Raw genomic sequence first — 21659 nt, forward strand, 5'->3', positions numbered from 1 at the left:
ATGCAGTCAGATATCCTGAATACCGAAGTGACCACCATTGATGGGGATAACACCACGCTGGAAGGCTACAAAGGCAAGGTGTTGCTCATCGTCAACGTGGCATCGAAATGCGGCCTGACGCCGCAGTACGAGCAGCTGGAGAATATTCATAAGGCCTGGGAGAAAGACGGTTTTACCGTGCTGGGCTTCCCGTGCAACCAGTTCCTGGGCCAGGAGCCGGGCAGCGAAGAAGAGATTAAAACCTTCTGCAGCACCACCTATGGCGTGACGTTCCCGATGTTCAGCAAAATTGACGTCAACGGTGAAGACCGCCATCCGCTGTATGCGAAGCTGATTGCTGCCGCGCCGAAGGCCGTTGCGCCGGAAGAGAGCGGTTTTTACGAGCGTATGGCCAGCAAAGGCCGCGCGCCGCTCTATCCGGACGACATTCTGTGGAACTTCGAAAAATTCCTGATTGGTCGTGACGGCCAGGTCGTTCAGCGTTTTTCGCCTGATATGACGCCTGAGGATCCGATCCTCATGGAATCTATTAAGCTGGCGCTGGCGAAATAATGACGCTGCTGATGCAGCTCACGGACGTCGCCGAGAAGGGGCGTCTGGAGCCGATAACCTGCGACATCAGTTCGGGGGAAATCCTGCATCTCGTCGGGCCAAACGGCGCGGGTAAAAGCACGCTGCTGGCGCGGATGGCGGGGCTGACCACCGGGCCAGGGCAGATTACTCTGCTGGAACAGGCTTTGGTCGACTGGTCACCCGCCTCGCTGGCACATCGGCGCAGCTACCTGGTGCAGCAGCAGGTACCGCCTTTTGCGATGCCGGTCTGGCATTATCTGATGCTGCATCTGCACGACAAACAGCATACGGCACTGCTGGAGGAGGTGGCTGCGGCGTTAGGGCTGGAAGATAAACTCTCCCGGCATGCCAGCCAGCTTTCCGGGGGGGAATGGCAGCGGGTGCGTCTGGCGGCGGTCATTCTGCAGATCCATCCCGCAGGCAATCCTCACGGGAGGATGCTGCTGCTGGATGAACCGATGAGCGGTCTGGATGTTGCCCAGCAGGCGGCGCTGGATAGCCTGCTAAGCGCGCTGAGCAGGAAAGGTATCGCCGTAGTGATGAGCAGCCACGATCTTAACCATACGTTACGTCACGCCCATCGCGTGTGGCTCCTGTCGCACGGCAGGATGGTCGCCAGCGGTACGCGGGATCGGGTCCTGACGCCGCCCAATCTCGCCCGTGCCTACAACATGTCGTTCCGCAGGCTGGATATAGAGGGGCATAAGATGCTGATTTCTACCGGGCTGGAGTAACCGTTTCTTGCCTGTTGACACAATTGCACGCTAAATTACCGAAAGAACAATAAAAGCAGAGGATTCGTCTGAAAATGCGATTCTGGTTTCTCCTTGTGGCGGCACTCTTTCTTGCTGGATGCAGCAGCCATCGTGCACCGCCGCCTAATCCGCGGCTATCAGATTCTATCACCGTCATTGCCAGCCTTAACGATCAGCTGAGCAACTGGCGCGGCACGCCTTATCGCTACGGCGGCATGAGCCGCGGCGGGGTGGACTGCTCAGGCTTTGTGCTGATGACGTTTCGTGACAAGTTTGATTTACAGCTTCCGCGAGACACGCGCAAACAGGCGGAAATAGGCACTGAAATTGATAAAGACGATCTCCTGCCCGGTGACCTGGTCTTTTTCAAAACCGGCTCGGGAGAAAGCGGCCTCCATGTTGGGATATATGATACAGACAACCAGTTTATTCACGCCTCTACCAGTCGCGGCGTGATGCGCTCTTCTCTTGATAACGTGTACTGGCGTAAAAATTTCTGGCAGGCGCGACGTATTTAGACTGCCCGTACACGATTCTTATGTCGGCATGGTAACTATTAAGCCATGCCGTTTTTCTCAAATAAGCTGATTAAAGTTAAATTTACCTAAATTAGCAACATCCTTATGTGTCTGTTTTATCTAAAACTGGCTATTATTCAGTAACCAGGATAAGATTATTTTAGATTCAGGGATAAATCTGAAAATTAATACGGAACTAATGAAATTAAACTTATTAAAATCAAGACAGTGGAATTGTGTCAGCAATTGCTCCAGGATGTCCTCTCTCATCTTTAATGCGGGGCGAGTGCAATGATTATTACGCTAGATAATGCTTACCAGTCTGAACTGATGCTTCTGCCTGCCCGTAATAGCGCAGGCGAGCTAAAAGGTTTAGAAATACTGGTTAACTTTACTGGCGTCGGCACCGATGTGAGGATCCCCACCGAGCTCGTTATCCCTCGGCTTTCAGCAGCAGAGGAGTTAGCGCTGTTTAACGAAAAACTGCAATTGCTTGATACCTGTAAACTGTTTTTTATTCAGCATCAGTTAATTGCATGGATCAATATTACACCAGCAATTGTTGAGTTTTTATTAAGTAATGGGAATGCTGTTTCAATTCTTGAGCGTTATCCGTTTCTTGAGTTTACTGTTAATGAGAACTATCCAGGTTTAAATAACGGAAAGGACGATCTGCAACTGGCAAGAATGGCAATCCATTTTCCGCTGGTGCTGGCAAACTTTGGTGCCGGTGCGGCATCGCTCAAGGCCGTCTATGATGGATTATTTAAACGGGTTATTCTTGATAAAGGATTCATCCAGCAGCGTGCTTCAGAGCTTTCTTTCGAGCCTTTTATGCGCGCGATCCTCTGGCAAATAACCCCGCACTGCCAGTCGGTGATCGTCTCCGGCATTGACGACCACGGCCTGCTGCAGCGCGTCCTGTCCTTCAATTTTGGTGCCATGCAGGGCGCGCTCTGGCCAGCCGTCTCGGCGGAGCACGTCACGACGCTCGTTCAGCAGCGATAACCCTGCCTTTCGCCCGTGTTTAAGTCCGGGTAAACCCTCTACACTAAAAGCAGGAGGACTTATGACCCTGTCTTTTACTGCTCACTGGCATGACGAGTTGCCTGGCTTTTACACCGCACTCAAACCAACACCGTTACATAATTCACGTCTTATCTGGCATAACGATCGGCTGGCCGATGAGCTGGCCATTCCGCCCGATCTGTTTCAGCGTTCAGAGAGCGCTGGCGTCTGGGGAGGCGAGACGCTTCTCCCCGGCATGCAGCCTCTGGCTCAGGTCTATAGCGGGCACCAGTTTGGCGTCTGGGCGGGGCAGCTGGGTGACGGCAGGGGGATCCTGCTCGGCGAACAACGGCTTCCCAACGGGGAGACAGTTGACTGGCATCTGAAAGGCGCAGGCCTTACCCCATATTCACGCATGGGCGACGGGCGCGCGGTATTGCGTTCAACAATACGCGAAAGTCTGGCATCCGAAGCGATGCATGCGCTGGGTATTCCCACCACCCGCGCGCTGTCGATTGTCACCAGCGACACGCCGGTGGCGCGCGAAACGGTGGAAAAGGGGGCGATGCTGATGCGCATTGCGCAAAGCCATCTGCGCTTTGGTCATTTTGAGCACTTTTACTATCGCCGCGAGCCGGACAAGGTTCGCCAGCTCGCGGACTTCGCCATTCGCCACCACTGGGCGCATCTGCAGGATGAGGCGGATAAATACGTTCTCTGGTTCCGGGACGTGGTTGCCCGTACCGCCACGATGATTGCGCGCTGGCAAACGGTAGGCTTTGCTCACGGGGTCATGAACACGGACAACATGTCGATTCTCGGCCTGACCTTTGATTACGGTCCGTTTGGTTTCCTGGACGATTATCAGCCGGGGTATATCTGCAACCATTCCGACTATCAGGGGCGTTACAGCTTTGATAATCAGCCCGCGGTTGGGCTGTGGAATCTCCAGCGGCTTGCACAGACCTTATCGCCGTTTATTGACGTTGATGCCCTGAACGATGCGCTCGACAGCTATCAGGAGCTTTTGCTGCGGGAGTACGGCACGCTGATGCGTAACAAGCTGGGGCTGATGACCCAGGAGAAGGGCGACAATGACATTCTCAACGGCCTGTTTGCCCTGATGGCGCGTGAGGGAAGCGATTACACCCGCACCTTCCGCATGCTGGGCCAGACGGAGCAGCACAGCGCCGCCTCGCCGCTGCGCGACGAGTTTATTGACCGTCAGGCGTTTGACGACTGGTTTGCACAGTACCGCACGCGGCTGCAGCAGGAGCAGGTAGACGACGCTACCCGTCAGGCGCAGATGAACGCAGCGAATCCCGCGATGGTATTACGCAACTGGCTGGCGCAGCGGGCGATTGAGCAGGCAGAGCAGGGCGAGTACGACGAGTTACACCGGCTGCATCTGGCGTTGCGCACGCCGTTTGCCGACCGGGATGATGACTACGTCAGCCGCCCGCCCGACTGGGGCAAGCGGCTGGAAGTCAGCTGCTCAAGCTAGAGATGTTGGCCGGGCGGCGGCGTTGCCTTATCCGGCCTGTTCATCACTGAGCAACCCAGCCGCCATCCATATTCCACGCGGCGCCGCGAACGTTCACGGCGCCGTCGCTGCACAAAAACAGCGCCAGCTCGCCCAGCTGTTCCGGGGTAACAAACTCCCCTGAGGGCTGTTTCTCCGCCAGAAGCTGTTCGCGGGCCTGCTCCGGCGGTACGCCATCTGCGATACGCTTGTCGATTTGCTGCTGCACCAGCGGGGTCAGTACCCAGCCGGGGCAAATAGTATTGGCGGTAATCCCCGTGCGGGCGGTTTCCAGCGCCAGGGATTTGGTAAAGCCCACCACGCCGTGCTTCGCCGCTACGTAGGCCGATTTCTCTTTCGACGCGACCAGCCCGTGAACGGAGGCGATATTGATGACGCGCCCCCAGTTTTTCTCCCGCATGGCCGGCAGCGCCAGCCGGCTGGTGTGAAACACCGCGGAAAGGTTAATGGCGATAATGTCGTTCCATTTCTCCACCGGAAAGGCGTCAACCGGGGCCACGTGCTGGATCCCGGCGTTGTTCACAAGAATGTCCACGCCGCCAAACTGCGATTCGGCGTAGCGCATCATGGCCTCAATCTGCAGTACGTCCCGCAGATCCGCATCGTGATAGCCCGGCTTTTTGCCCAGTTGCGCAATCTCTTCCCGTGCCGATGCGCTGTCGCCGAAGCCGTTGAGGATCAGCTGCGCGCCCGCCTTCGCCAGCACGCGGGCGATCCCCAGGCCAATGCCGCTGGTCGAGCCGGTTACCAGAGCGGTTTTACCGTTCAGATTCATTCTTCTCTCCTTACACAATGCCGGTCAGATAGAACACGGCAATGACAAAAAGCACTGCCAGACTTTTAATGATGGTGATAGCGAAAATGCCGCCGTAGGCCTGGCGATGGCTCAGGCCGGTGATAGCCAGCAGGGTAATCACCGCGCCGTTATGGGGAAGGGTATCCATCCCGCCGCTCGCCATCGAGGCCACGCGGTGCAGCACCTCAAGCGGAATATTGGCCGCATGGGCGGCAGCAACAAAGGTATCGGCCATCGCCGCAAGGGCGATGCTCATTCCGCCGGAAGCCGAACCGGTGATCCCCGCGAGGACGGTCACGCTGATGGCCTCATTCAGCAGCGGATTCGGAATGGCCGCCAGCGCTTTGGATAACACCAGGAACCCAGGCAGCGCCGCGATAACCGCGCCGAAACCGTATTCCGAGGCGGTATTCATCGCCGCCAGAATGGCTCCGCTCACCGCCGTCCGGCTGCCTTCAGCCAGACGCCCCCGAATATTGCGAAAGCCAAAAAACAGCACCAGCACGATACCGGCGATCAGCGCCGCCTCCACGGCCCAGATGGCGGTGATCTTGCCCACCTCGGTCACAATCGGTTTCGCCAGGCCGGGCAGGGTTAATTCGTGACTCACGCCGTACCAGCCGGGGATCCGGCGGGTAAACAGCAGGTTCAGTATGCCTACCACCAGCAGCGGGGAGATAGCAATCAGCGGATGCGGGAGATTAATGTTATCCGGTGTCTCGGGTTCATTTTTCAGATCCGTGCCGTAACCTTCATTGTTATTGAGCGCCTTCCGACGCTGGCGCTCCAGCCAGAGCAGGCCAAAGACGATAATAAACAGAGAGCCGATAAGCCCCAGCCACGGGGCCGCCCAGGCGTTCGTGCCAAAGAAGCTGGTAGGGATGATATTCTGGATCTGCGGCGTGCCGGGCAGGGCGTCCATGGTAAACGAGAATGCCCCAAGCGCCACGGTGGCCGGGATCAGCCGCTTGGGGATGCCGCTCTGGCGAAACAGCTCGGCGGCAAACGGGTACACCGCAAACGCCACCACGAACAGCGAAACGCCGCCGTAGGTTAACAGCGCACACACCAGGACAATCACCGGGATGGCGTGTCGACGCCCGAGGATCTGGATCGCGGCGGCGACGATGGAGCGTGAAAAACCGGAAAGCTCAATCAGCTTGCCAAACACCGCCCCCAGCAGGAACACCGGGAAGTAGAGCTTGACGAAGCCCACCATCTTTTCCATAAACAGGCCGGTAAACGTCGGGCCGACGGCACCCGGATCGGTCAGCAGCACGGCACCGAGCGCTGCGATCGGCGCAAACAAAATAACGCTGTATCCGCGGTAGGCCGCCAGCATCAGCAGTGCCAGCGCCGCCAGGGCTATTAACACACTCATTACGACTCCTCACTTTAATTATTATTCGGGTACCAACGAGAGGTTTAACGCTCGACGGTCAGGGCAATGCCTTGTCCGCCGCCTACGCACAGGGTGACGAGCCCTTTTTTGACGTCACGGCGCTGCATTTCGTACAGCAGGGTCACGAGAATGCGGCAGCCGGAAGCCCCAATCGGATGGCCCAGGGCGATGGCGCCGCCGTTAACGTTTACCCTGCGCTCGTCCCAGCCGAGCTGCTGGCCCACCGCCAGCGCCTGGGCGGCAAAGGCTTCATTAGCTTCAATGAGGTCCACCTCGTCGAGCGTCCAGCCCGCCCGCGCCAGCGCCGTCCGGCAGGCGCTGACCGGGCCCATGCCCATCACCGACGGGTCAACGCCCGTCACGGCGTAACTCACGATGCGGCCAAGAACAGGCAATCCGCTCTCCCGCGCCTTTTCCTCGTTCATCAGCAGCACCGCGGCGGCACCGTCGTTGAGCGTGGAGGCATTCCCCGCCGTGACGGTACCTTCCTCGTGCAAAAAGGCGGGGCGCAGCTGCGCAAGCTGCTCTGCGGTGGTGCCCGGTCGGGGCTGTTCGTCACGGCTGATAACCAGCGGCGGCTTTTTACCCTGTTTCACCGTCACCGGCGCTATCTCGGCGTCGAAGCGACCCGCTTCGATGGCGGAGGCCGCTTTTTGCTGCGAGCGGGCGGCGAAGGCGTCCTGCTGCTCGCGGGAAATGCCATACTCGCGAGCGACGTTTTCAGCGGTGATCCCCATGTGGTAATCGTTGAATGCGTCCCACAGGCCGTCGGTAATCATGCTGTCCTTGAGGCCCGCATGCCCGAAACGCAGCCCGGCACGCGCGCCGTCCAGCAGATACGGGGCGTTGCTCATGCTCTCCTGACCGCCGGCGATAACCACCTCCGCGTCGCCGCAGCGGATCGCCTGGGCGGCGAGCTGCACCGCTTTTAAGCCCGCGCCGCACACTAGGTTGACGGTGGTCGCCGGCGTGCTGACGGGCAATCCGGCGCCGATGGCCGTCTGGCGGGCGGAGTTTTGCCCACATCCGGCCGTCAGCACCTGTCCGAAAATCAGTTCGTCTACCTGCTCTGCGCTGATACCGCTGTTCTCCAGCAGGTGCCGTGCCGTGACGGCCCCCAGCTCAACCGCAGAAAGGGGCGAGAGCGATCCGCGAAAACTGCCGATGGGGGTTCGCGTTGCCCCGACAATCATGACCTTGTTCATGCTGACCCCTCAGTTGAAGCGCATCTCGCGCACGTCGTCCGCCACAATGATTTTCCCTGCCGTTTTACGCACGATCTCGTCAATACTGACGCCCGGGGCGTATTCCCGCAGGATGAACGCGCCGTCCTGGATTTCCAGCAGCGCGAGATCGGTCAGGACCCGACGGATACAGCCCGCGCCCGTGAGCGGCAGCGTGCAGCGCGGCAGCAGCTTTGACTCACCGCTCTTTGAGGCGTGGGTCATCACCACGATGATGTTCTGCGCCCCGGCAACGAGATCCATCGCGCCGCCCATACCCTTCACCATCTTTCCGGGGATCATCCACGAGGCGATATTGCCCTCCACGTCCACTTCAAACGCGCCCAGCACGGTCAGGTCCACATGGCCGCCGCGGATCATGGCAAACGACTGGGCCGAGTCGAAAATGGCTGCGCCGATCCGCGCGGTCACGGTCTGTTTACCGGCGTTGATCATGTCGGCGTCGAGGCTCTGCTCGTCAGGAAAAGCCCCCATCCCCAGCAGGCCGTTTTCCGACTGAAGCATCACGTCCATCCCGTCCGGGATGTAGTTCGCCACCAGGGTAGGGATGCCGATCCCCAGGTTGACGTAAAAACCGTCGCGCAACTCGCGGGCGACGCGCATGGCCATCTGTTCACGGGTTAACATCGTCACACTCCTTGCGCGCGCAGGGTGCGCTGCTCAATGCGTTTTTCAAACTGGCCGACAATCAGCCTGTCGACGTAAATTCCCGGAGTGTGAATGGCCGACGGCGGCAGTTCACCCGGCGGAACAATCTCTTCCACCTCCACCACCGTGATCCGGCCCGCCGTTGCCATCAGCGGATTAAAGTTTTGCGCGGTATGGCGATAGATGACGTTGCCGTACCAGTCCGCTTTCCAGCCCTTGATCAGCGCGAAATCGCCGACGATCGCCTCCTCGAGGATGCAGTGCTTGCCTGCAAACTGGCGCACGTCCTTGCCGGCCGCCACGGGCGTGCCGTAGCCGGTGGCCGTGTAAAACGCCGGAATACCGGCCCCGCCCGCGCGCACCTTTTCCGCCAGCGTGCCCTGCGGGGTGAGCTCAATCTCCAGCTCGCCGCTCAGCACCTGCTGCTCAAACAGCGCGTTCTCGCCGACGTAAGAGGCCACCACTTTGCGAACCTGCCGCGTTTCGAGCAGTATCCCCAGACCGAAACCGTCCACGCCGCAGTTGTTTGACACCACGGTCAAATCTCTCACCTGACGGCGTCGGACCTCCGCAATCAGGTTCTCCGGAATGCCGCACAGGCCGAAGCCGCCCGCCAGCAAGGTCATTCCGTCCGTCAGCCCATCCAGCGCCTGCGCATAGCTGCCAACGCGCTTATCCAGTCCTGCCATAGTCATCCCTCCCGTTAACCGTGCCGGTATCATTAGGGGCGGCGACTCATTTGTTAATTTTGAATTTGTGACCCACTCATTTGGTTTTCTTATTAATTTCCTGTTAACTAATTCTTTTCAATTAGTTAACAGGATGAAAAATGAGAATGAGTGTCAAACAGTTACGCGCGTTTTTAGCGGTAGCTCACACTCTCAATTTCGCGCACGCCAGCGAACGCTTAAATCTCTCTCAGCCGGCCCTGAGCCTGACGATTAAAAGTCTGGAAGACGCGCTCGGCGGCCCGCTGCTGCAGCGGAGCACGCGCAAGGTTGCCCTCACGCAGGAGGGGGAGACGTTTCTGCCGATGGCGCGGCAGCTGCTTGCCGACTGGGATAATGTGGAAGAGGCGATGCACCAGTGCTTTACCCTGCAGCGCGGCAAAATCTCCGTCGCGGCGATGCCGTCATTTGCCGCCAACGTCTTGCCTGAGGTGCTCAAGGCGTTTCGCGATCGCCACGCCGGGATCAACGTCACCGTGCATGACGTCATCAATGAGCAGGTGATTGAGATGGTGCGGGAAGGGCGGGTTGAGATGGGGATCGCCTTTGAGCCGGCCCCCACGCACAACCTGCTGTTTACGCCGCTGGGGCTCGACAGGTTTGTCGCCATTGTGCCGAAGGACTCCGCGCTGGCGGGCAAAAAGCGGCTGGCCTGGGAAGAGCTGCTGACGCTGGACTTCATTACCCTGCAGCGCCCTTCGGCGGTACGTCTGATGATGGAGGAGGAGCTGGCGCGAAGCGGCAGAAAGCTGGACGTGGCGCTGGAGAGCCATCAGCTGGTGACGGTAGGGCGCATGGTCGCCAGCGGGCTGGGCGGCAGCGCCGTACCGGCGCTCTGCGAAGCGCAGATGACGGCACTGGGCGCGGTCTGTATTCCGCTGGATAACCCGCCCATAGAAAAGTGTATCGGAGCGATCCATCCTGGGCACACGCAGCTCTCTAAAGCGGCGCATGCCCTGCTGGAAACGCTGAAGGATTTTTACCAGCCCGCTCAGGGGGCGAGAAATACCTGCGGTACGGGGTGATCCGGATGGCTGCCGACGCGCACCTGCGCGCCGTACCAGCGCGCCAGCGTCCCGGCCTGCAGCACGTCCTCCGGCGCGCCACTGGAGACCAGCCTGCCGCTGTGCAACAGCAGAATGCGATCCGCCCACAGCGCCGCCAGGTTGAGATCGTGCAGCACCACGCAGACGTGGAGATGACCCCGACGGGTCAGGGATTTCATCAGGCGCAGCAGATGCTGCTGGTGGTAGAGATCCAGCGCGGAGGTGGGCTCATCAAGAAACAGCCAGCCGCGCGGTGCTCCGTCGCACCAGAGCTGGGCCAGCGCGCGGGCGAGCTGGATCCGCTGCTGCTCGCCGCCGGAGAGCGTCGAATAGCGTCTGCCCGCCAGCGGTATACAGCCCGTTATCGCCATCACTTCCTCAACCACCGACGCTTCAGGGGAGCGAGTCCAGGGGGCGCGTCCCATACCGACCACCGCTTCTACCGGCCAGTCGAATCCGGGCTGTGTATTCTGGCGCATCACCGCCCGGTAGCGGGCGAGGGTATCCGGCGGCCAGTCCGCAAGCGGCGTGCCGGCCAGAGTGCAGCGTCCGCTTGCGGGCTTAAGATAGCCGGTAAGCAGCCGCAATAACGTCGATTTCCCGGCACCGTTTGGGCCAATCAGGGCGACCAGCTCACCCTGAGAGAGGGTAAGCGACACATCGTCGATCAGCGTCCGCTGCCCGGCGTGAAAGAAAATGCTTTCTGCACAATAGCGTTCAGCCATGCGTACCTCCGCGACGAAAGATAAGCCACAGGAACCACGGCGCGCCGAGAAGGCTGGTCAACAACCCGACGGGCATCTCCGCCGGTGAGACCAGGGTGCGCGCCAGCGTGTCGGCAACCAGCAGCAGCAGCGCGCCGGCCAGCACCGAGCCGGGAACGACGGCCCGGTGGTCGGCCCCCAGCCACATGCGCATCAGGTGCGGCACCACAAGGCCAATAAAGCCGATCACGCCGCTGACGGCCACCGCCGCGGCAACCAGCAGGGCGCTGCACAGCAGCAGGATCCGCTGTACCATCGCGACATCCACCCCGAGATAGTGCGCCTCTTCATCGCCCAGCTGCAGCAGGTTGAGCGGGCCGGCCAGCCGCCAGATAATCAGCACCGCGGGCACCATCAGCGACGTTACCGCCAGCAGGGTGGACCACTGCGCCTGCCCGAGGCTGCCCATTCCCCAGAGGGAAAGCTGGCGAAGCTGGGCATCGTTGCTGAGCCATGAGAGCATCCCGACGGCCGCGCCGCACAGGGCGTTGATGGCGATCCCCACCAGCAGCAGGCGGGACAGGGAGCCGTGACGCTGCTGGCTGAGCAGGAAGATAATGACGGTTGCGGCCAGCGCGCCGAGGAACGCCGCGAGCATCGGGGCATACAGCATCAGCAGGGCAGGTAAAGCGGCGGGAATGACCACCCACAGCGCCACCGCCAGCGCCGCGCCGCTGCTGATCCCCAGCAACCCCGGGTCCGCCAGCGGGTTGCGGAACAGCCCCTGCATCACACAGCCGGCCAGCGCCAGCGCTCCACCAATCACCAGCGCCAGCAGCACGCGGGGCAGACGAATGGTAAGCCAGATCTGACGCATGGCCTCATCGCTGCCGCTCCACAGCAGGCTGACCGGCAGGTGCAGTGCCCCAAACCCGGTCGCGGTGAGCGTCATGATGCTCAGGATCGCGGCCAGCATCCACAGCGACAAGGCGATCCGCCGGGACATCAGGGCAGTTGCTCCGCTTTGGCGCGCAGCTTCTGGATGGCATCCGGCGTTCGCACGCTGAAGCCCAGCAGCGCCATATCATCAATCGCCAGCACCTGCCTGTTTCGTCCCGCCGGGGTTTGCGCCAGACCGGGCAGCTTCCAGAGGTTTTCCTCGCCGCCCAGCGCGTTCACGCCGTCCTGCGAAATCACCACCAGATCGGGCTGGCTGGCAATGACCCCTTCCTGAGACAGCGGCTGGTAGCGGGTGAATCCCTGCATCGCGTTCTGCAGCCCGGCGGCACGGATGGCGGCGTCTGCGCCGGTCTGCTGCCCGGCGGCCATCGCGGTCATTCCCCCGTGATTGAGGATAAACAGCACCCGCTTGTTGAGGGGCGCGGTGGGCAGAGCCGCCAGCGCCTGACGCAGCGTGTGGCGCAGGGCTTCTCCCTCGGCTTCACGGTGCGTGGCGTCGGCAATAACGCGAACCTTTTCGTCAATGACGCTCAGGTCGTTGCGGCCGGGAACGGTTACCACCCTGACGTGACTTTGTTCGACCTGCTTCAGCGCCAGAGACGGCTGCGCCTGGTCGCTGGCCAGCACCAGCGTGGGGCGCATGGACAAAATGCCTTCGGCGTTAAGCTGGCGTAAATACCCCACGTCAGGCAGATCGTTTGCCGCCTGCGGCCACTGGCTGGTGCTGTCGCGTGCGACCAGCGAAGACTGCGCGCCAAGCGCATAGACAATCTCGGTCACGTCGCCGCCAAGGGCGACAATTTTCTCCTGCGCGGCGGCAAACGTCACCAGAGGCAGGGCGCTCAGCAGGGCTAACCACGTTTTCATGCGGCCAGCCCTTTTGGCGTCAGGGCATCAATCTGGCTGCGCCACTGGCTCTGCTCCGGCTCGCCTTCGGTACGCTGGCCGTAAAGCTGGGCGATTTGCGTGCCGTCGGCGGCAAACAGCTCCAGGCTGGTGACGTGACCGTCAGCCGTGGGCTTGCGCGTCACCCAGCTCTCCGCGATCGTCTCCTCCAGCAGATGCAGAGTAAAGGCAGGGTTAAAGATGTTCAGCCAGCCTTTCATCGGCACGACTTTCTCCACCGCGCCGGTGAAGATCTGCACGCAGCCGCGGTTGCCGACGAAAACCATGATTTCGTTGCCGTCCTGGCGTGCCGCTTCCAGCAGCTGTGCCAGCGCGCTGTTCTCCACCTTACAGGCAAGGTCGTCGCCCACCAGGCGAAACGCCTGCTGGCGGCTGAGGTTGTGGCGTTTGAGCAGGCTGAAGAACTGATGCACGTCGGTCATGGCGCGCCACTCCTTGTCCACCAGAGCGGCATCCGCGTTTTCGGCGTGAGTCGGGGCATCCCCGGCGCTCAGCTCAAGCGGCGGGTTATCGGCAAAGATAAAGCGGGTCAGCACGTCGCCCCAGGCGGCGAGGTCGGTGTTGTCCGTGGTGTAGACCTTCAGCACCGCATCGCCCTGACGATCGAAGAACTGAATGCTCTGGCGCTCGCCGCGGGCGGTGGTTTCGCTGAGGTGAAACGCGCTCGCCCACTGGTTAAGGAACAGGCGCAGATCCAGCGCGCGCGGGTTCAGCACCAGCCCGGCGTGGCCGTTCAGGTGCTGGTTGGTGAAGCTGCCCACCTGCTCGTGAACGGCATACTCGTTGCGGCAGATGCACTTGGTTTCACCCACGGCTTCCAGCGCGCCCAGGATATCGCGGATTTCGCCGCGCAGTCGCCAGGCGTCATGGCCCACGCGCGCAAAGGTCAACTCCGCTTCGCTGATGTTCATTAACCCGGCGATGTCTCGCGCATACTTACCCGGATGTTCTTCTTTTAGCTCAAGCCAGCGTGTGTAGTGATGCATTGTCTTATCCTTCTGAAGAGTGGCCCCGAAGGGAATTACCACTGATAGCTTACGAAAATCTTGCCGTTACGACCGTCCTGCGGAATACCCTGCGGAGACCAGTACTCCTTGTCGAAGGCGTTGCCGAGCACCAGCGTGGTGGTGACGCCCTTGAGCTGCTCCTGACCCTTATAGCTGACGTAGAAATCGTTAACCGCATAGCCCGGCTGCTTGCTGTAGCTGCTGCTGACGTGGGTTGAACGATCGGCAAAGGTGCCGATCCAGCCCACGGAGAAACCGCTTTGCGCCACCGGAACGTCCAGCTTGCTGGTGACGGTGTCCGGGTTGATGCTGGAGATGTACTCCCCGGTATCGGTATCTTTCCCGCGGGTGCGGTTATAGGCCACGTCGAGGTTAAACAGATCGGCCGAGTATTTTGCCATCACGTCCCAGCCCCAGATTTTGGCGTTGGGAACGTTGTACGACATGGTGGTCGCCGCGGCAAAATTGACGGTGGTGGAGATGTAGTCTTTGGCTTTGGTATCGAAATAGCTGGCCTTAAACTCCAGCGCGTCGTTGGCGAGCATCAGGTCGTCAAAGCGCAGGCCGAAACCAAACTCCTGCGTTTCGTTGGTTTCCGGGCGGAGGTTCGGGTTAGGCACCCAGTAGTTGGTGTAGAACCGGCCGATGGAGAAGTGTTTGGCGTCGTTATACATTTCGCCCATGGTCGGCGCGCGGAAGGCCTGCGCGTAAGATCCGAACAGCATCAGCCAGTCGGTCGGGCTGACGGTTAATCCCGCCCGGGAAGACCACTTATCGGCATTGACGTCATCGTAGCCCTCGCTGCTGCCGCGATAGTTGTCATAGCGCGTGCCGCCCAGAAGGGTAACGGGCAGGTCGCGCAGGGTGATTTCATCCTGCAGCCAGCCGGAGCTGAAGTCGATTTTCGCCTCCGGGAAGCCGGTCGTGGCCCCGCCCGGACGCTGCTCCTGACGATAATATTCTCCGCCGTAGGTCAGCAGGTGAGAGGCAAAGGAGTCGCTGAACAGGCGGGTACGGTTTTCCACCTTGCCGCCTTTGGTGGTCTGCTTGCGGAACTCGCCGGTGCTGTCGATGTTCTGGGCATTAATGCGCGCTTCGGACCAGTAAACCTTCGCATCGGCGTTCAGCCAGTCGTACCCTTCCGGCGCAATGTGGTAGCCAACCTGCGCATCGCGCTGAATGGTGGACCGGTCGGTCATCGGGTTGCTGCTATTGGCATCAGCGGTTTGCGGGTTTTTCGGCTCCTGCGCGGCGTTGTTGTAGTAGCGCAGGGCGCCGCTCAGCGTCTGGGCCTGGTCGATTTTCCAGCTGCCTTTCGCCAGCATGTTATTGATAGATTCGTCGTTCGGCGCCGTCGCACCGTCGCTCTGGCGGATATCGCCGCGGTCGCGGCTGGACCACGACACCAGGCCGTCCAGGGTATCGGTACGGCCATAGGCGCTGGCCCCGAGGCCGAGGCTGTGATCCCCCGTCGCGCCGGTACCAAACACGCGGTATCCGCTGTTTTTGCCCGGTTCCAGCAGATCTTTGGCGTCGACGGTATCATAGGAGATGACGCCACCCAGCGCGCCGCTGCCGTAGAGCAGAGCAGACGGACCGCGCACCACTTCAATACGTTTAATCAGCGCCGGATCGAGGAACGTGCTGTTGAGGTGCCCGGTGTCGGTACCCTGGCGCACGCCGTCGACCAGCACCAGCACGCCGCGGCGGTCGTAGCCGCGCAGGTTAACATCCTGACCGTTGGTGCGGCCGGTGCCGTCCAGCGTCAGGCCGGGCACGTTGCGCAGCAGATCGGCGGCAGAGCTGGCGGTCTGTTTTTCCGGGGCGGTGGCGTCAATCACGCTCACCATCATAGGGGCTTCGAAGGCGCTACGGGCGTTGCCCGTGGCGGTGACGGTGATTTCATCTGCGGCAGCAAACGCGGCGCCCGGCAGGGTGCTGACAATCGCCAGCGCCAGAAGGGACGGGCGTAAACGTGCGGTATGCAGGTGTGGCATAGCAACTCTCCATAAAGTATCGAAAGCGCTGGCTGCCTGGGGATCATCTGGGTGGCTGGCGAAAGTTTTGGTTTATTTTGTGAGGATCAATTTTCCGGCATTCGTCTGGCGCAGCAGGTAGTGCTGGCCGTCATGCTCGATAATCACCCGGCCCTCATCACCCAGCAAAGTTTTGCTGTCGATGCGACGATCGGTAGGGGTAGGGGACGGTGCTGTGTGTGTTTTAGCTGGCGTTGCCGCGCTGTTATCCGTAGGTGACATCATGTTTATAAATAACAATCAATGTAACAATGATAATCATTATCAATAAACTGCAATTTCACGGCAAGCGTTTTTGTGAAAATTGTGTGACGGGATCAAATTTAGGGGGAGGTGCGGCCTGATCCCCTCACCCCAACCCTCTCCCCGTGGGCTGAGGAATCCCCAGTAATTTCTCTACCCGAAGCGATGAACGTTGCTTCAGGAAAATGAATGGCTTGCAGCGACGCCCTGGTCCGGCTGTAAATCGCTGAGGCGTTTCCTGCAGGCCGGGGCGAGGCGCATGGATGCGCCGAGAGGGCGGGCTTTACATGGACGTTACCTCCGCCCGTCCCCGATAAGCCGAAAGGAATAAGCCGAGGGTACCGCGAAGCGGCGATTTACCGCCGGGAGCCCGGGTCGCCAGGGTGGTGGCGACTGAGCCACCCTGGCACGTTCACTGGTCCTGTCGTAACAGAGTAGCAAGGAACGTAAAGTGAACGGAATGACCACTACCGCCGTATGTGCCCCTCACCCTAACCCTCTCCCCAAAGGGGCGAGGGGATTGTTCACTGCTCGCATTAATTTGTGGGGATCCCTCAGCCCCGTGGGAGAGGGAGAAGGGCGCCACCCGACAATAACATCAGAAGCGAGAATCAACCGCAGCCGCCAGCTTCTCCAGCAGCAGCTCGCTGTCTTCCCAGCTCAGGCACGGGTCGGTGATAGACTGGCCATATACCATCTGCTGCCCGGCAACGATTTTCTGCGTGCCTTCTTTGATAAAGCTTTCGGCCATAATCCCGGCAACGGCGGTCGAGCCGCTGCGGATCTGCTGACAGACCTCATCGCAAACGTCCAGCTGGCGGCGATGCTGCTTCTGGCAGTTGCCGTGGCTGAAATCCACCACAAGATGTTCCGGCAGGTCGAATTCGGCCAGCGTTTCGCAGGCTGCCGCAATATCTTGTGCATGGTAATTAGGCTTCTTCCCGCCGCGCATAATGATGTGCCCATACGGGTTACCGCTGGTCTGGTAGATGGTCATATGGCCGCTCTTGTCCGGCGAGAGGAACATATGGCTGGCACGCGAGGCGCGGATCGCATCCACCGCAATTCGGGTGTTGCCGTCGGTCCCGTTTTTAAAGCCGACCGGACAGGAGAGGGCGGAAGCCATCTCGCGGTGGATCTGGCTTTCGGTCGTGCGCGCGCCAATCGCGCCCCAGCCGATCAGGTCGGCGATAAACTGCCCGGTCACCATATCGAGAAACTCGGTGGCCGTCGGCACGCCCAGCTCGTTGACCTGCAGCAGCAGCTTGCGCGCCAGCTCAATGCCGTGGTTCACGCGATAGCTGCCGTTAAGGTCAGGGTCGGAAATCAGCCCCTTCCAGCCCACCACGGTACGCGGTTTTTCAAAGTAGGTGCGCATCACAATCTCAAGGCGATGCTGGTATTTATCCCGCATCCCCTGAAGGCGTTTTGCATAATCCATCGCGGCATCCAGATCGTGGATGGAGCAGGGTCCAATCACTACCAGAAGACGCTTGTCTTCACCATTGAGGATTTTTTCAATGCGGCGGCGGGAGGCCGTCACATGTTCCGCGACCGCGGCGGAAACGGGGTGCCGCTCGGCCAGTTCAGCCGGGGTGACCAGGCTGTCTATGCGCGCCGTGCGGAGTTCATCGGTTTTATTCATGACGTGTCTCAGAAAATTTGTGCTTCATCGGCAGACTACCGGGAAGTGATGGGCATCACATTAAACCAATCCCTGCTGATTTCAAGTTCGGGGCGACACCGCCCCGCTGTTGAAATGGATGATACATGAATCTGAGCTAATGTACTAGCATATTAGTACATGCGGCGGTTAAGCCCCATGATGTCGAGAATTTTGGTGGCGATCTCTTCTACCGAATAGTTCGTGCTGTTCAGCCACGGGATCTGATTTTTGCGGTACAGCGCCTCCACTTCGGAAACCTCCATGCGGCACTGGCGCATCGAGGCGTAGCGGCTGTTCTCGCGGCGCTCTTCGCGGATCGCCGCGAGACGTTCCGGGTTAATTGTCAGGCCGAACAGCTTGTGCTGCAGCGGCTTGAGCGCAGCGGGCAGCACCAGGTTATCCATATCGTCAGCAATAAAGGGGTAGTTTGCGGCGCGGATGCCAAACTGCATCGCCAGATAGAGGCTGGTCGGCGTTTTGCCGCAGCGCGACACGCCGAGCAAAATCACCTGCGCCTGGTCGAGATTGCGCAGCGAGATCCCGTCGTCGTGCGCCAGGGTGTAGTCGATGGCGGCGATACGCGCGTCGTACTTGGTCAGGTTGCCGGGGTTCAGCCCGTGGGTGCGGTGGGCGATAGGCGTCGGGTCAAGCTTCAGCTCGCTCTGGAGCGGGGCCACCAGCGCCTGCACGATATCCTGGCAGAAGCCTTCACTTTGCAGAATGATGTGGCGAATCTCTGGAATAACGATGGAGTAGAACACCAGCGGGCGCACGCCGGTCTGCTGGAAGATGGCGTCAATCTGGTCCTTCACCGCTTTGGCGCGGCTCTCATTTTCCACAAACGGCAGCGTGATGCTGTTAATCGAAACGGGGAATTGCGACATCACCGCGTGGCCCAGCACCTCGGCGGTGATCGCCGTACCATCAGAAATATAAAAAACGTGACGATCGACAGCATTATCCATTTTACCCACCCTGAATATCATACGTAATTGTCTGAAAGCATAAATTAAAAAAGTTAATTGCACAGCAAAGAAGTTATCTGAATTTAAAATGAAATGATGTTTTTGGTTTTCCTGAAAAGCGGATTTCATTTTTCAAATAGCGGCTTTATTTTTGTGGTTTCTGGCTGAATATAGAGGAATCATCAGCTTATTGGCTGGTGGGAAACTATCCGAAAAGTTGAAAATTTAAATTGCTTACACGATTCACCGTTTTTTTAGCGCAAATAATTATGCCAGTATAAATACGTAGTCAGGTGTTACTTACTCCGATCAAATATCACAAAAGGATTGTTTCGATGTCCAACAATGGCTCGTCACCGCTGGTGCTTTGGTATAACCAACTCGGCATGAATGATGTAGACAGAGTTGGGGGCAAAAATGCCTCCCTGGGTGAAATGATTACAAATCTGTCCGGTATGGGTGTCTCCGTACCAAACGGGTTTGCCACGACCGCCGACGCGTTTAACCTGTTTTTAGACCAGAGCGGTGTAAACCAGCGCATTTACGACCTGCTGGATAAAACGGATATTGATGACGTCACCGAGCTTGCTAAAGCCGGGGCGCAGATCCGCCAGTGGATCATCGACACACCTTTCCAGCCGGAACTGGAAAAAGCTATCCATGACGCGTACAACCAGCTCTCCGCTGACGACGCGCAGGCCTCCTTTGCCGTGCGTTCTTCCGCGACCGCAGAAGACATGCCGGACGCGTCGTTTGCCGGGCAGCAGGAAACCTTCCTGAACGTTCAGGGCTACGATGCCGTGCTGGTGGCGGTGAAGCACGTGTTTGCTTCCCTGTTCAACGACCGCGCCATCTCCTATCGCGTGCATCAGGGCTACGACCATCGCGGCGTGGCGCTCTCCGCGGGCGTGCAGCGCATGGTGCGTTCGGACGTGGGTTCCTCCGGCGTGATGTTCTCCATTGATACCGAATCCGGCTTCGACCAGGTGGTGTTTATCACCTCCGCATGGGGCCTGGGTGAGATGGTGGTGCAGGGTGCGGTGAACCCTGACGAGTTCTACGTCCACAAGCCTACGCTTGCTGCGGGCCGTCCGGCGGTGGTGCGCCGCACCATGGGCTCGAAAAAAATCCGCATGATCTATGCCCCAACCCAGGAGCACGGCAAGCAGGTTAAGATTGAAGATGTGCCGCAGGAGCAGCGCGACCGCTTCTCCCTGACCGACGCCGAAGTGCAGGAGCTGGCGAAGCAGGCGGTGCAGATTGAAAAACACTACGGCCGCCCGATGGATATCGAATGGGCGAAAGACGGGAACACCGGCAAGCTGTTTATCGTTCAGGCGCGCCCGGAGACCGTTCGCTCTCGCGGCCAGGTGATGGAGCGTTATACGCTGCACGCGCAGGGTAAAATCGTGGCGGAAGGCCGCGCCATCGGTCACCGCATCGGTGCTGGTCCGGTCAAGGTGATCCACGACATCAGCGAGATGAACCGTATTGAGCCAGGCGACGTGCTGGTGACCGACATGACCGACCCGGACTGGGAACCGATCATGAAGAAAGCCTCGGCCATCGTCACCAACCGCGGCGGCCGTACCTGCCACGCGGCGATCATTGCCCGCGAGCTGGGGATCCCGGCGGTTGTCGGCTGCGGTGACGCTACCGAGCGCATGAAGGACGGCCAGAACGTGACCGTCTCCTGTGCGGAAGGCGATACCGGCTACGTCTACGCCGATATCCTTGACTTCAGCGTGAAGAGCTCCAGCGTGGATACCATGCCGGATCTGCCGCTGAAGATCATGATGAACGTCGGCAACCCGGACCGCGCGTTTGACTTCGCCTGCCTGCCGAACGAAGGCGTTGGCCTGGCGCGTCTGGAATTCATCATCAACCGTATGATCGGCGTTCACCCGCGCGCGCTGCTGGAGTTTGACGACCAGGACGCGAAGCTGCAGAACGAAATCCGCGAGATGATGAAAGGCTACGACTCGCCGAAAGAGTTCTACGTTGGCCGCCTGACCGAAGGGATCGCCACGCTGGGCGCGGCGTTCTACCCGAAACGCGTGATCGTCCGCCTGTCTGACTTTAAGTCTAACGAATACGCTAACCTGGTGGGCGGCGAGCGCTACGAGCCGGAAGAAGAGAACCCGATGCTGGGCTTCCGCGGGGCCGGACGCTACGTGTCCGACAGCTTCCGCGACTGCTTCGCGCTGGAGTGCGAGGCGGTGAAACGCGTGCGCAACGACATGGGGCTGACCAACGTCGAAATCATGATCCCGTTCGTGCGTACCGTGGATCAGGCGAAAGCGGTGGTGGACGAGCTGGCGCGTCAGGGGCTGAAGCGCGGCGAAAACGGGCTGAAGATCATCATGATGTGCGAGATCCCGTCCAACGCCCTGCTGGCCGAGCAGTTCCTGGAGCACTTCGACGGCTTCTCTATCGGCTCGAACGACATGACGCAGCTGACGCTGGGCCTGGACCGCGACTCCGGCGTGGTCTCCGAGCTGTTCGACGAGCGTAACGAGGCGGTGAAAGCGCTGCTCTCCATGTCCATCCGCGCGGCGAAGAAGCAGGGTAAATACGTCGGGATTTGCGGTCAGGGTCCATCCGACCATGAAGACTTTGCCGCCTGGCTGATGGAAGAGGGGATTGATAGCCTCTCCCTGAACCCGGACACGGTAGTGCAAACCTGGCTGAGCCTGGCGGAACTGAACAAGTAACGGCAACACGATCGCAAAAAGGCGAGGGTTTTATTCCTCGCCTTTTTTATTTCACCGCTAATTTGCTCCCCATCACAAATAATCTAAAAAACCAAATATCATAATTTGTCTGTTAATTAAGACAATTGTTAGTGCGCAACGCGTTGCTAATACTTGAGCCTTACTGCGCATTTCCCTTCAGAAGATGCGCAACTGGT

20 protein-coding genes are annotated in these 21659 nt (G+C 59.5%); 7 read left to right on the top strand and 13 right to left on the bottom strand.

What is annotated here, in order from left to right:
* The 5 genes from USG84_RS03665 to selO all read left to right on the top strand — a co-directional run bounded on the left by USG84_RS03665 (nt 1) and on the right by selO (nt 4358).
* Nucleotides 1-552 carry a glutathione peroxidase gene (locus USG84_RS03665; protein ID WP_061098490.1) on the top strand — a complete coding sequence of 184 codons (552 nt, stop codon included), beginning with the start codon at nt 1-3 and terminating at the stop codon, nt 550-552.
* Entirely contained in the window at nt 552-1307 is a 756-nt protein-coding gene (gene btuD, locus USG84_RS03670) for a vitamin B12 ABC transporter ATP-binding protein BtuD (protein ID WP_151413224.1), read from the top strand. The genes USG84_RS03665 and btuD overlap by 1 nt, the downstream gene beginning before the upstream one ends.
* 74 nt (nt 1308-1381) lie before the next feature.
* On the top strand, nt 1382-1846 hold the full coding sequence (locus USG84_RS03675; protein WP_061098488.1) for an NlpC/P60 family protein: 465 nt from the start codon (nt 1382-1384) through the stop codon (nt 1844-1846).
* Between the two features lie 291 nt (nt 1847-2137).
* Complete coding sequence (locus tag USG84_RS03680) at nt 2138-2854, top strand: EAL domain-containing protein (protein WP_028012821.1); 717 nt, start codon at nt 2138-2140, stop codon at nt 2852-2854.
* Nucleotides 2855-2915: 61 nt separating this feature from the next.
* Nucleotides 2916-4358: a protein adenylyltransferase SelO gene (gene selO, locus USG84_RS03685; RefSeq protein WP_151413225.1), complete on the top strand. Its 1443-nt coding sequence runs from the start codon at nt 2916-2918 to the stop codon at nt 4356-4358.
* Nucleotides 4359-4401: 43 nt separating this feature from the next.
* Here the strand turns inward: selO and USG84_RS03690 are convergent, their stop codons facing one another.
* From USG84_RS03690 to USG84_RS03710, 5 genes are read right to left on the bottom strand one after another with little or no spacing between them, the layout of a single operon-like run.
* On the bottom strand, nt 4402-5172 hold the full coding sequence (locus USG84_RS03690) for a 3-hydroxybutyrate dehydrogenase (protein ID WP_253541633.1): 771 nt from the start codon (nt 5170-5172) through the stop codon (nt 4402-4404).
* Nucleotides 5173-5182: 10 nt separating this feature from the next.
* A complete protein-coding gene (locus USG84_RS03695; protein ID WP_151413227.1) occupies nt 5183-6574 on the bottom strand; it encodes a GntP family permease in 1392 nt (463 codons plus the stop codon).
* Between the two features lie 44 nt (nt 6575-6618).
* Nucleotides 6619-7800, bottom strand: a complete 1182-nt coding sequence (locus tag USG84_RS03700; protein WP_151413228.1) for an acetyl-CoA C-acetyltransferase — start codon at nt 7798-7800, stop codon at nt 6619-6621.
* Nucleotides 7801-7809: 9 nt separating this feature from the next.
* A complete protein-coding gene (locus USG84_RS03705) occupies nt 7810-8466 on the bottom strand; it encodes a CoA transferase subunit B (RefSeq protein ID WP_151413229.1) in 657 nt (218 codons plus the stop codon).
* Nucleotides 8467-8468: 2 nt separating this feature from the next.
* Complete coding sequence (locus USG84_RS03710; RefSeq protein ID WP_151413230.1) at nt 8469-9176, bottom strand: CoA transferase subunit A; 708 nt, start codon at nt 9174-9176, stop codon at nt 8469-8471.
* Between the two features lie 140 nt (nt 9177-9316).
* Here USG84_RS03710 and USG84_RS03715 point away from each other — a divergent pair, with 140 nt between their 5' ends.
* Nucleotides 9317-10240, top strand: coding sequence for a LysR family transcriptional regulator (locus USG84_RS03715; RefSeq protein ID WP_061098481.1), 924 nt, complete (start codon nt 9317-9319; stop codon nt 10238-10240).
* On the opposite strand, the gene USG84_RS03720 is transcribed toward USG84_RS03715, so the two are convergent.
* The 8 genes from USG84_RS03720 to USG84_RS03755 form a co-directional block, all read right to left on the bottom strand.
* Nucleotides 10207-10986, bottom strand: a complete 780-nt coding sequence (locus USG84_RS03720; RefSeq protein WP_151413231.1) for a heme ABC transporter ATP-binding protein — start codon at nt 10984-10986, stop codon at nt 10207-10209. The two genes, USG84_RS03715 and USG84_RS03720, sit on opposite strands and share 34 nt — an antisense overlap.
* Entirely contained in the window at nt 10979-11971 is a 993-nt protein-coding gene (locus USG84_RS03725; protein ID WP_151413232.1) for a FecCD family ABC transporter permease, read from the bottom strand. Before USG84_RS03725 ends, USG84_RS03720 begins: the two co-directional genes overlap by 8 nt.
* Entirely contained in the window at nt 11971-12792 is an 822-nt protein-coding gene (locus USG84_RS03730) for a heme/hemin ABC transporter substrate-binding protein (RefSeq protein WP_151413233.1), read from the bottom strand. Before USG84_RS03730 ends, USG84_RS03725 begins: the two co-directional genes overlap by 1 nt.
* A complete protein-coding gene (gene chuS, locus USG84_RS03735; protein ID WP_151413234.1) occupies nt 12789-13817 on the bottom strand; it encodes a hematinate-forming heme oxygenase ChuS in 1029 nt (342 codons plus the stop codon). The genes USG84_RS03730 and chuS overlap by 4 nt, the downstream gene beginning before the upstream one ends.
* Nucleotides 13818-13852: 35 nt before the next feature.
* A complete protein-coding gene (locus USG84_RS03740) occupies nt 13853-15835 on the bottom strand; it encodes a TonB-dependent hemoglobin/transferrin/lactoferrin family receptor (protein ID WP_253541648.1) in 1983 nt (660 codons plus the stop codon).
* 72 nt (nt 15836-15907) lie between these two features.
* A complete protein-coding gene (gene hemP / locus USG84_RS03745; protein WP_151413273.1) occupies nt 15908-16096 on the bottom strand; it encodes a hemin uptake protein HemP in 189 nt (62 codons plus the stop codon).
* 619 nt (nt 16097-16715) lie between these two features.
* Nucleotides 16716-17762, bottom strand: a complete 1047-nt coding sequence (aroH, locus tag USG84_RS03750; RefSeq protein ID WP_253541651.1) for a 3-deoxy-7-phosphoheptulonate synthase AroH — start codon at nt 17760-17762, stop codon at nt 16716-16718.
* A gap of 152 nt (nt 17763-17914) precedes the next feature.
* The gene (locus USG84_RS03755; RefSeq protein WP_028012835.1) at nt 17915-18748 is read right to left on the bottom strand and encodes a pyruvate, water dikinase regulatory protein; all 834 of its coding nucleotides are present in this window, start codon (nt 18746-18748) and stop codon (nt 17915-17917) included.
* A 335-nt stretch (nt 18749-19083) separates the two neighbouring features.
* Here USG84_RS03755 and ppsA point away from each other — a divergent pair, with 335 nt between their 5' ends.
* Entirely contained in the window at nt 19084-21462 is a 2379-nt protein-coding gene (gene ppsA / locus USG84_RS03760; protein ID WP_028012836.1) for a phosphoenolpyruvate synthase, read from the top strand.
* Nucleotides 21463-21659: the final 197 nt, after the last annotated feature.

The organism is Enterobacter sp. 168J2 (assembly GCF_034107265.1).
Classification (GTDB): Bacteria; Pseudomonadota; Gammaproteobacteria; order Enterobacterales; family Enterobacteriaceae; genus Enterobacter; species Enterobacter nematophilus.

What these genes read in the sequence shown, in the direction of transcription:
- USG84_RS03700 (WP_151413228.1), bottom strand. Translation starts at nt 7,800, where the DNA reads ATGAACAAGGTCATGATTGTCGGGGCAACGCGAACCCCCATCGGCAGT.
- ppsA (WP_028012836.1), top strand. Translation starts at nt 19,084, where the DNA reads ATGTCCAACAATGGCTCGTCACCGCTGGTGCTTTGGTATAACCAACTC.
- hemP (WP_151413273.1), bottom strand. Translation starts at nt 16,096, where the DNA reads ATGTCACCTACGGATAACAGCGCGGCAACGCCAGCTAAAACACACACA.
- USG84_RS03665 (WP_061098490.1), top strand. Translation starts at nt 1, where the DNA reads ATGCAGTCAGATATCCTGAATACCGAAGTGACCACCATTGATGGGGAT.
- USG84_RS03690 (WP_253541633.1), bottom strand. Translation starts at nt 5,172, where the DNA reads ATGAATCTGAACGGTAAAACCGCTCTGGTAACCGGCTCGACCAGCGGC.
- USG84_RS03705 (WP_151413229.1), bottom strand. Translation starts at nt 8,466, where the DNA reads ATGTTAACCCGTGAACAGATGGCCATGCGCGTCGCCCGCGAGTTGCGC.
- USG84_RS03710 (WP_151413230.1), bottom strand. Translation starts at nt 9,176, where the DNA reads ATGGCAGGACTGGATAAGCGCGTTGGCAGCTATGCGCAGGCGCTGGAT.
- selO (WP_151413225.1), top strand. Translation starts at nt 2,916, where the DNA reads ATGACCCTGTCTTTTACTGCTCACTGGCATGACGAGTTGCCTGGCTTT.
- USG84_RS03725 (WP_151413232.1), bottom strand. Translation starts at nt 11,971, where the DNA reads ATGTCCCGGCGGATCGCCTTGTCGCTGTGGATGCTGGCCGCGATCCTG.
- USG84_RS03680 (WP_028012821.1), top strand. Translation starts at nt 2,138, where the DNA reads ATGATTATTACGCTAGATAATGCTTACCAGTCTGAACTGATGCTTCTG.
- USG84_RS03720 (WP_151413231.1), bottom strand. Translation starts at nt 10,986, where the DNA reads ATGGCTGAACGCTATTGTGCAGAAAGCATTTTCTTTCACGCCGGGCAG.
- aroH (WP_253541651.1), bottom strand. Translation starts at nt 17,762, where the DNA reads ATGAATAAAACCGATGAACTCCGCACGGCGCGCATAGACAGCCTGGTC.
- chuS (WP_151413234.1), bottom strand. Translation starts at nt 13,817, where the DNA reads ATGCATCACTACACACGCTGGCTTGAGCTAAAAGAAGAACATCCGGGT.
- USG84_RS03740 (WP_253541648.1), bottom strand. Translation starts at nt 15,835, where the DNA reads ATGCCACACCTGCATACCGCACGTTTACGCCCGTCCCTTCTGGCGCTG.
- USG84_RS03675 (WP_061098488.1), top strand. Translation starts at nt 1,382, where the DNA reads ATGCGATTCTGGTTTCTCCTTGTGGCGGCACTCTTTCTTGCTGGATGC.
- USG84_RS03695 (WP_151413227.1), bottom strand. Translation starts at nt 6,574, where the DNA reads ATGAGTGTGTTAATAGCCCTGGCGGCGCTGGCACTGCTGATGCTGGCG.
- USG84_RS03755 (WP_028012835.1), bottom strand. Translation starts at nt 18,748, where the DNA reads ATGGATAATGCTGTCGATCGTCACGTTTTTTATATTTCTGATGGTACG.
- btuD (WP_151413224.1), top strand. Translation starts at nt 552, where the DNA reads ATGACGCTGCTGATGCAGCTCACGGACGTCGCCGAGAAGGGGCGTCTG.
- USG84_RS03715 (WP_061098481.1), top strand. Translation starts at nt 9,317, where the DNA reads ATGAGAATGAGTGTCAAACAGTTACGCGCGTTTTTAGCGGTAGCTCAC.
- USG84_RS03730 (WP_151413233.1), bottom strand. Translation starts at nt 12,792, where the DNA reads ATGAAAACGTGGTTAGCCCTGCTGAGCGCCCTGCCTCTGGTGACGTTT.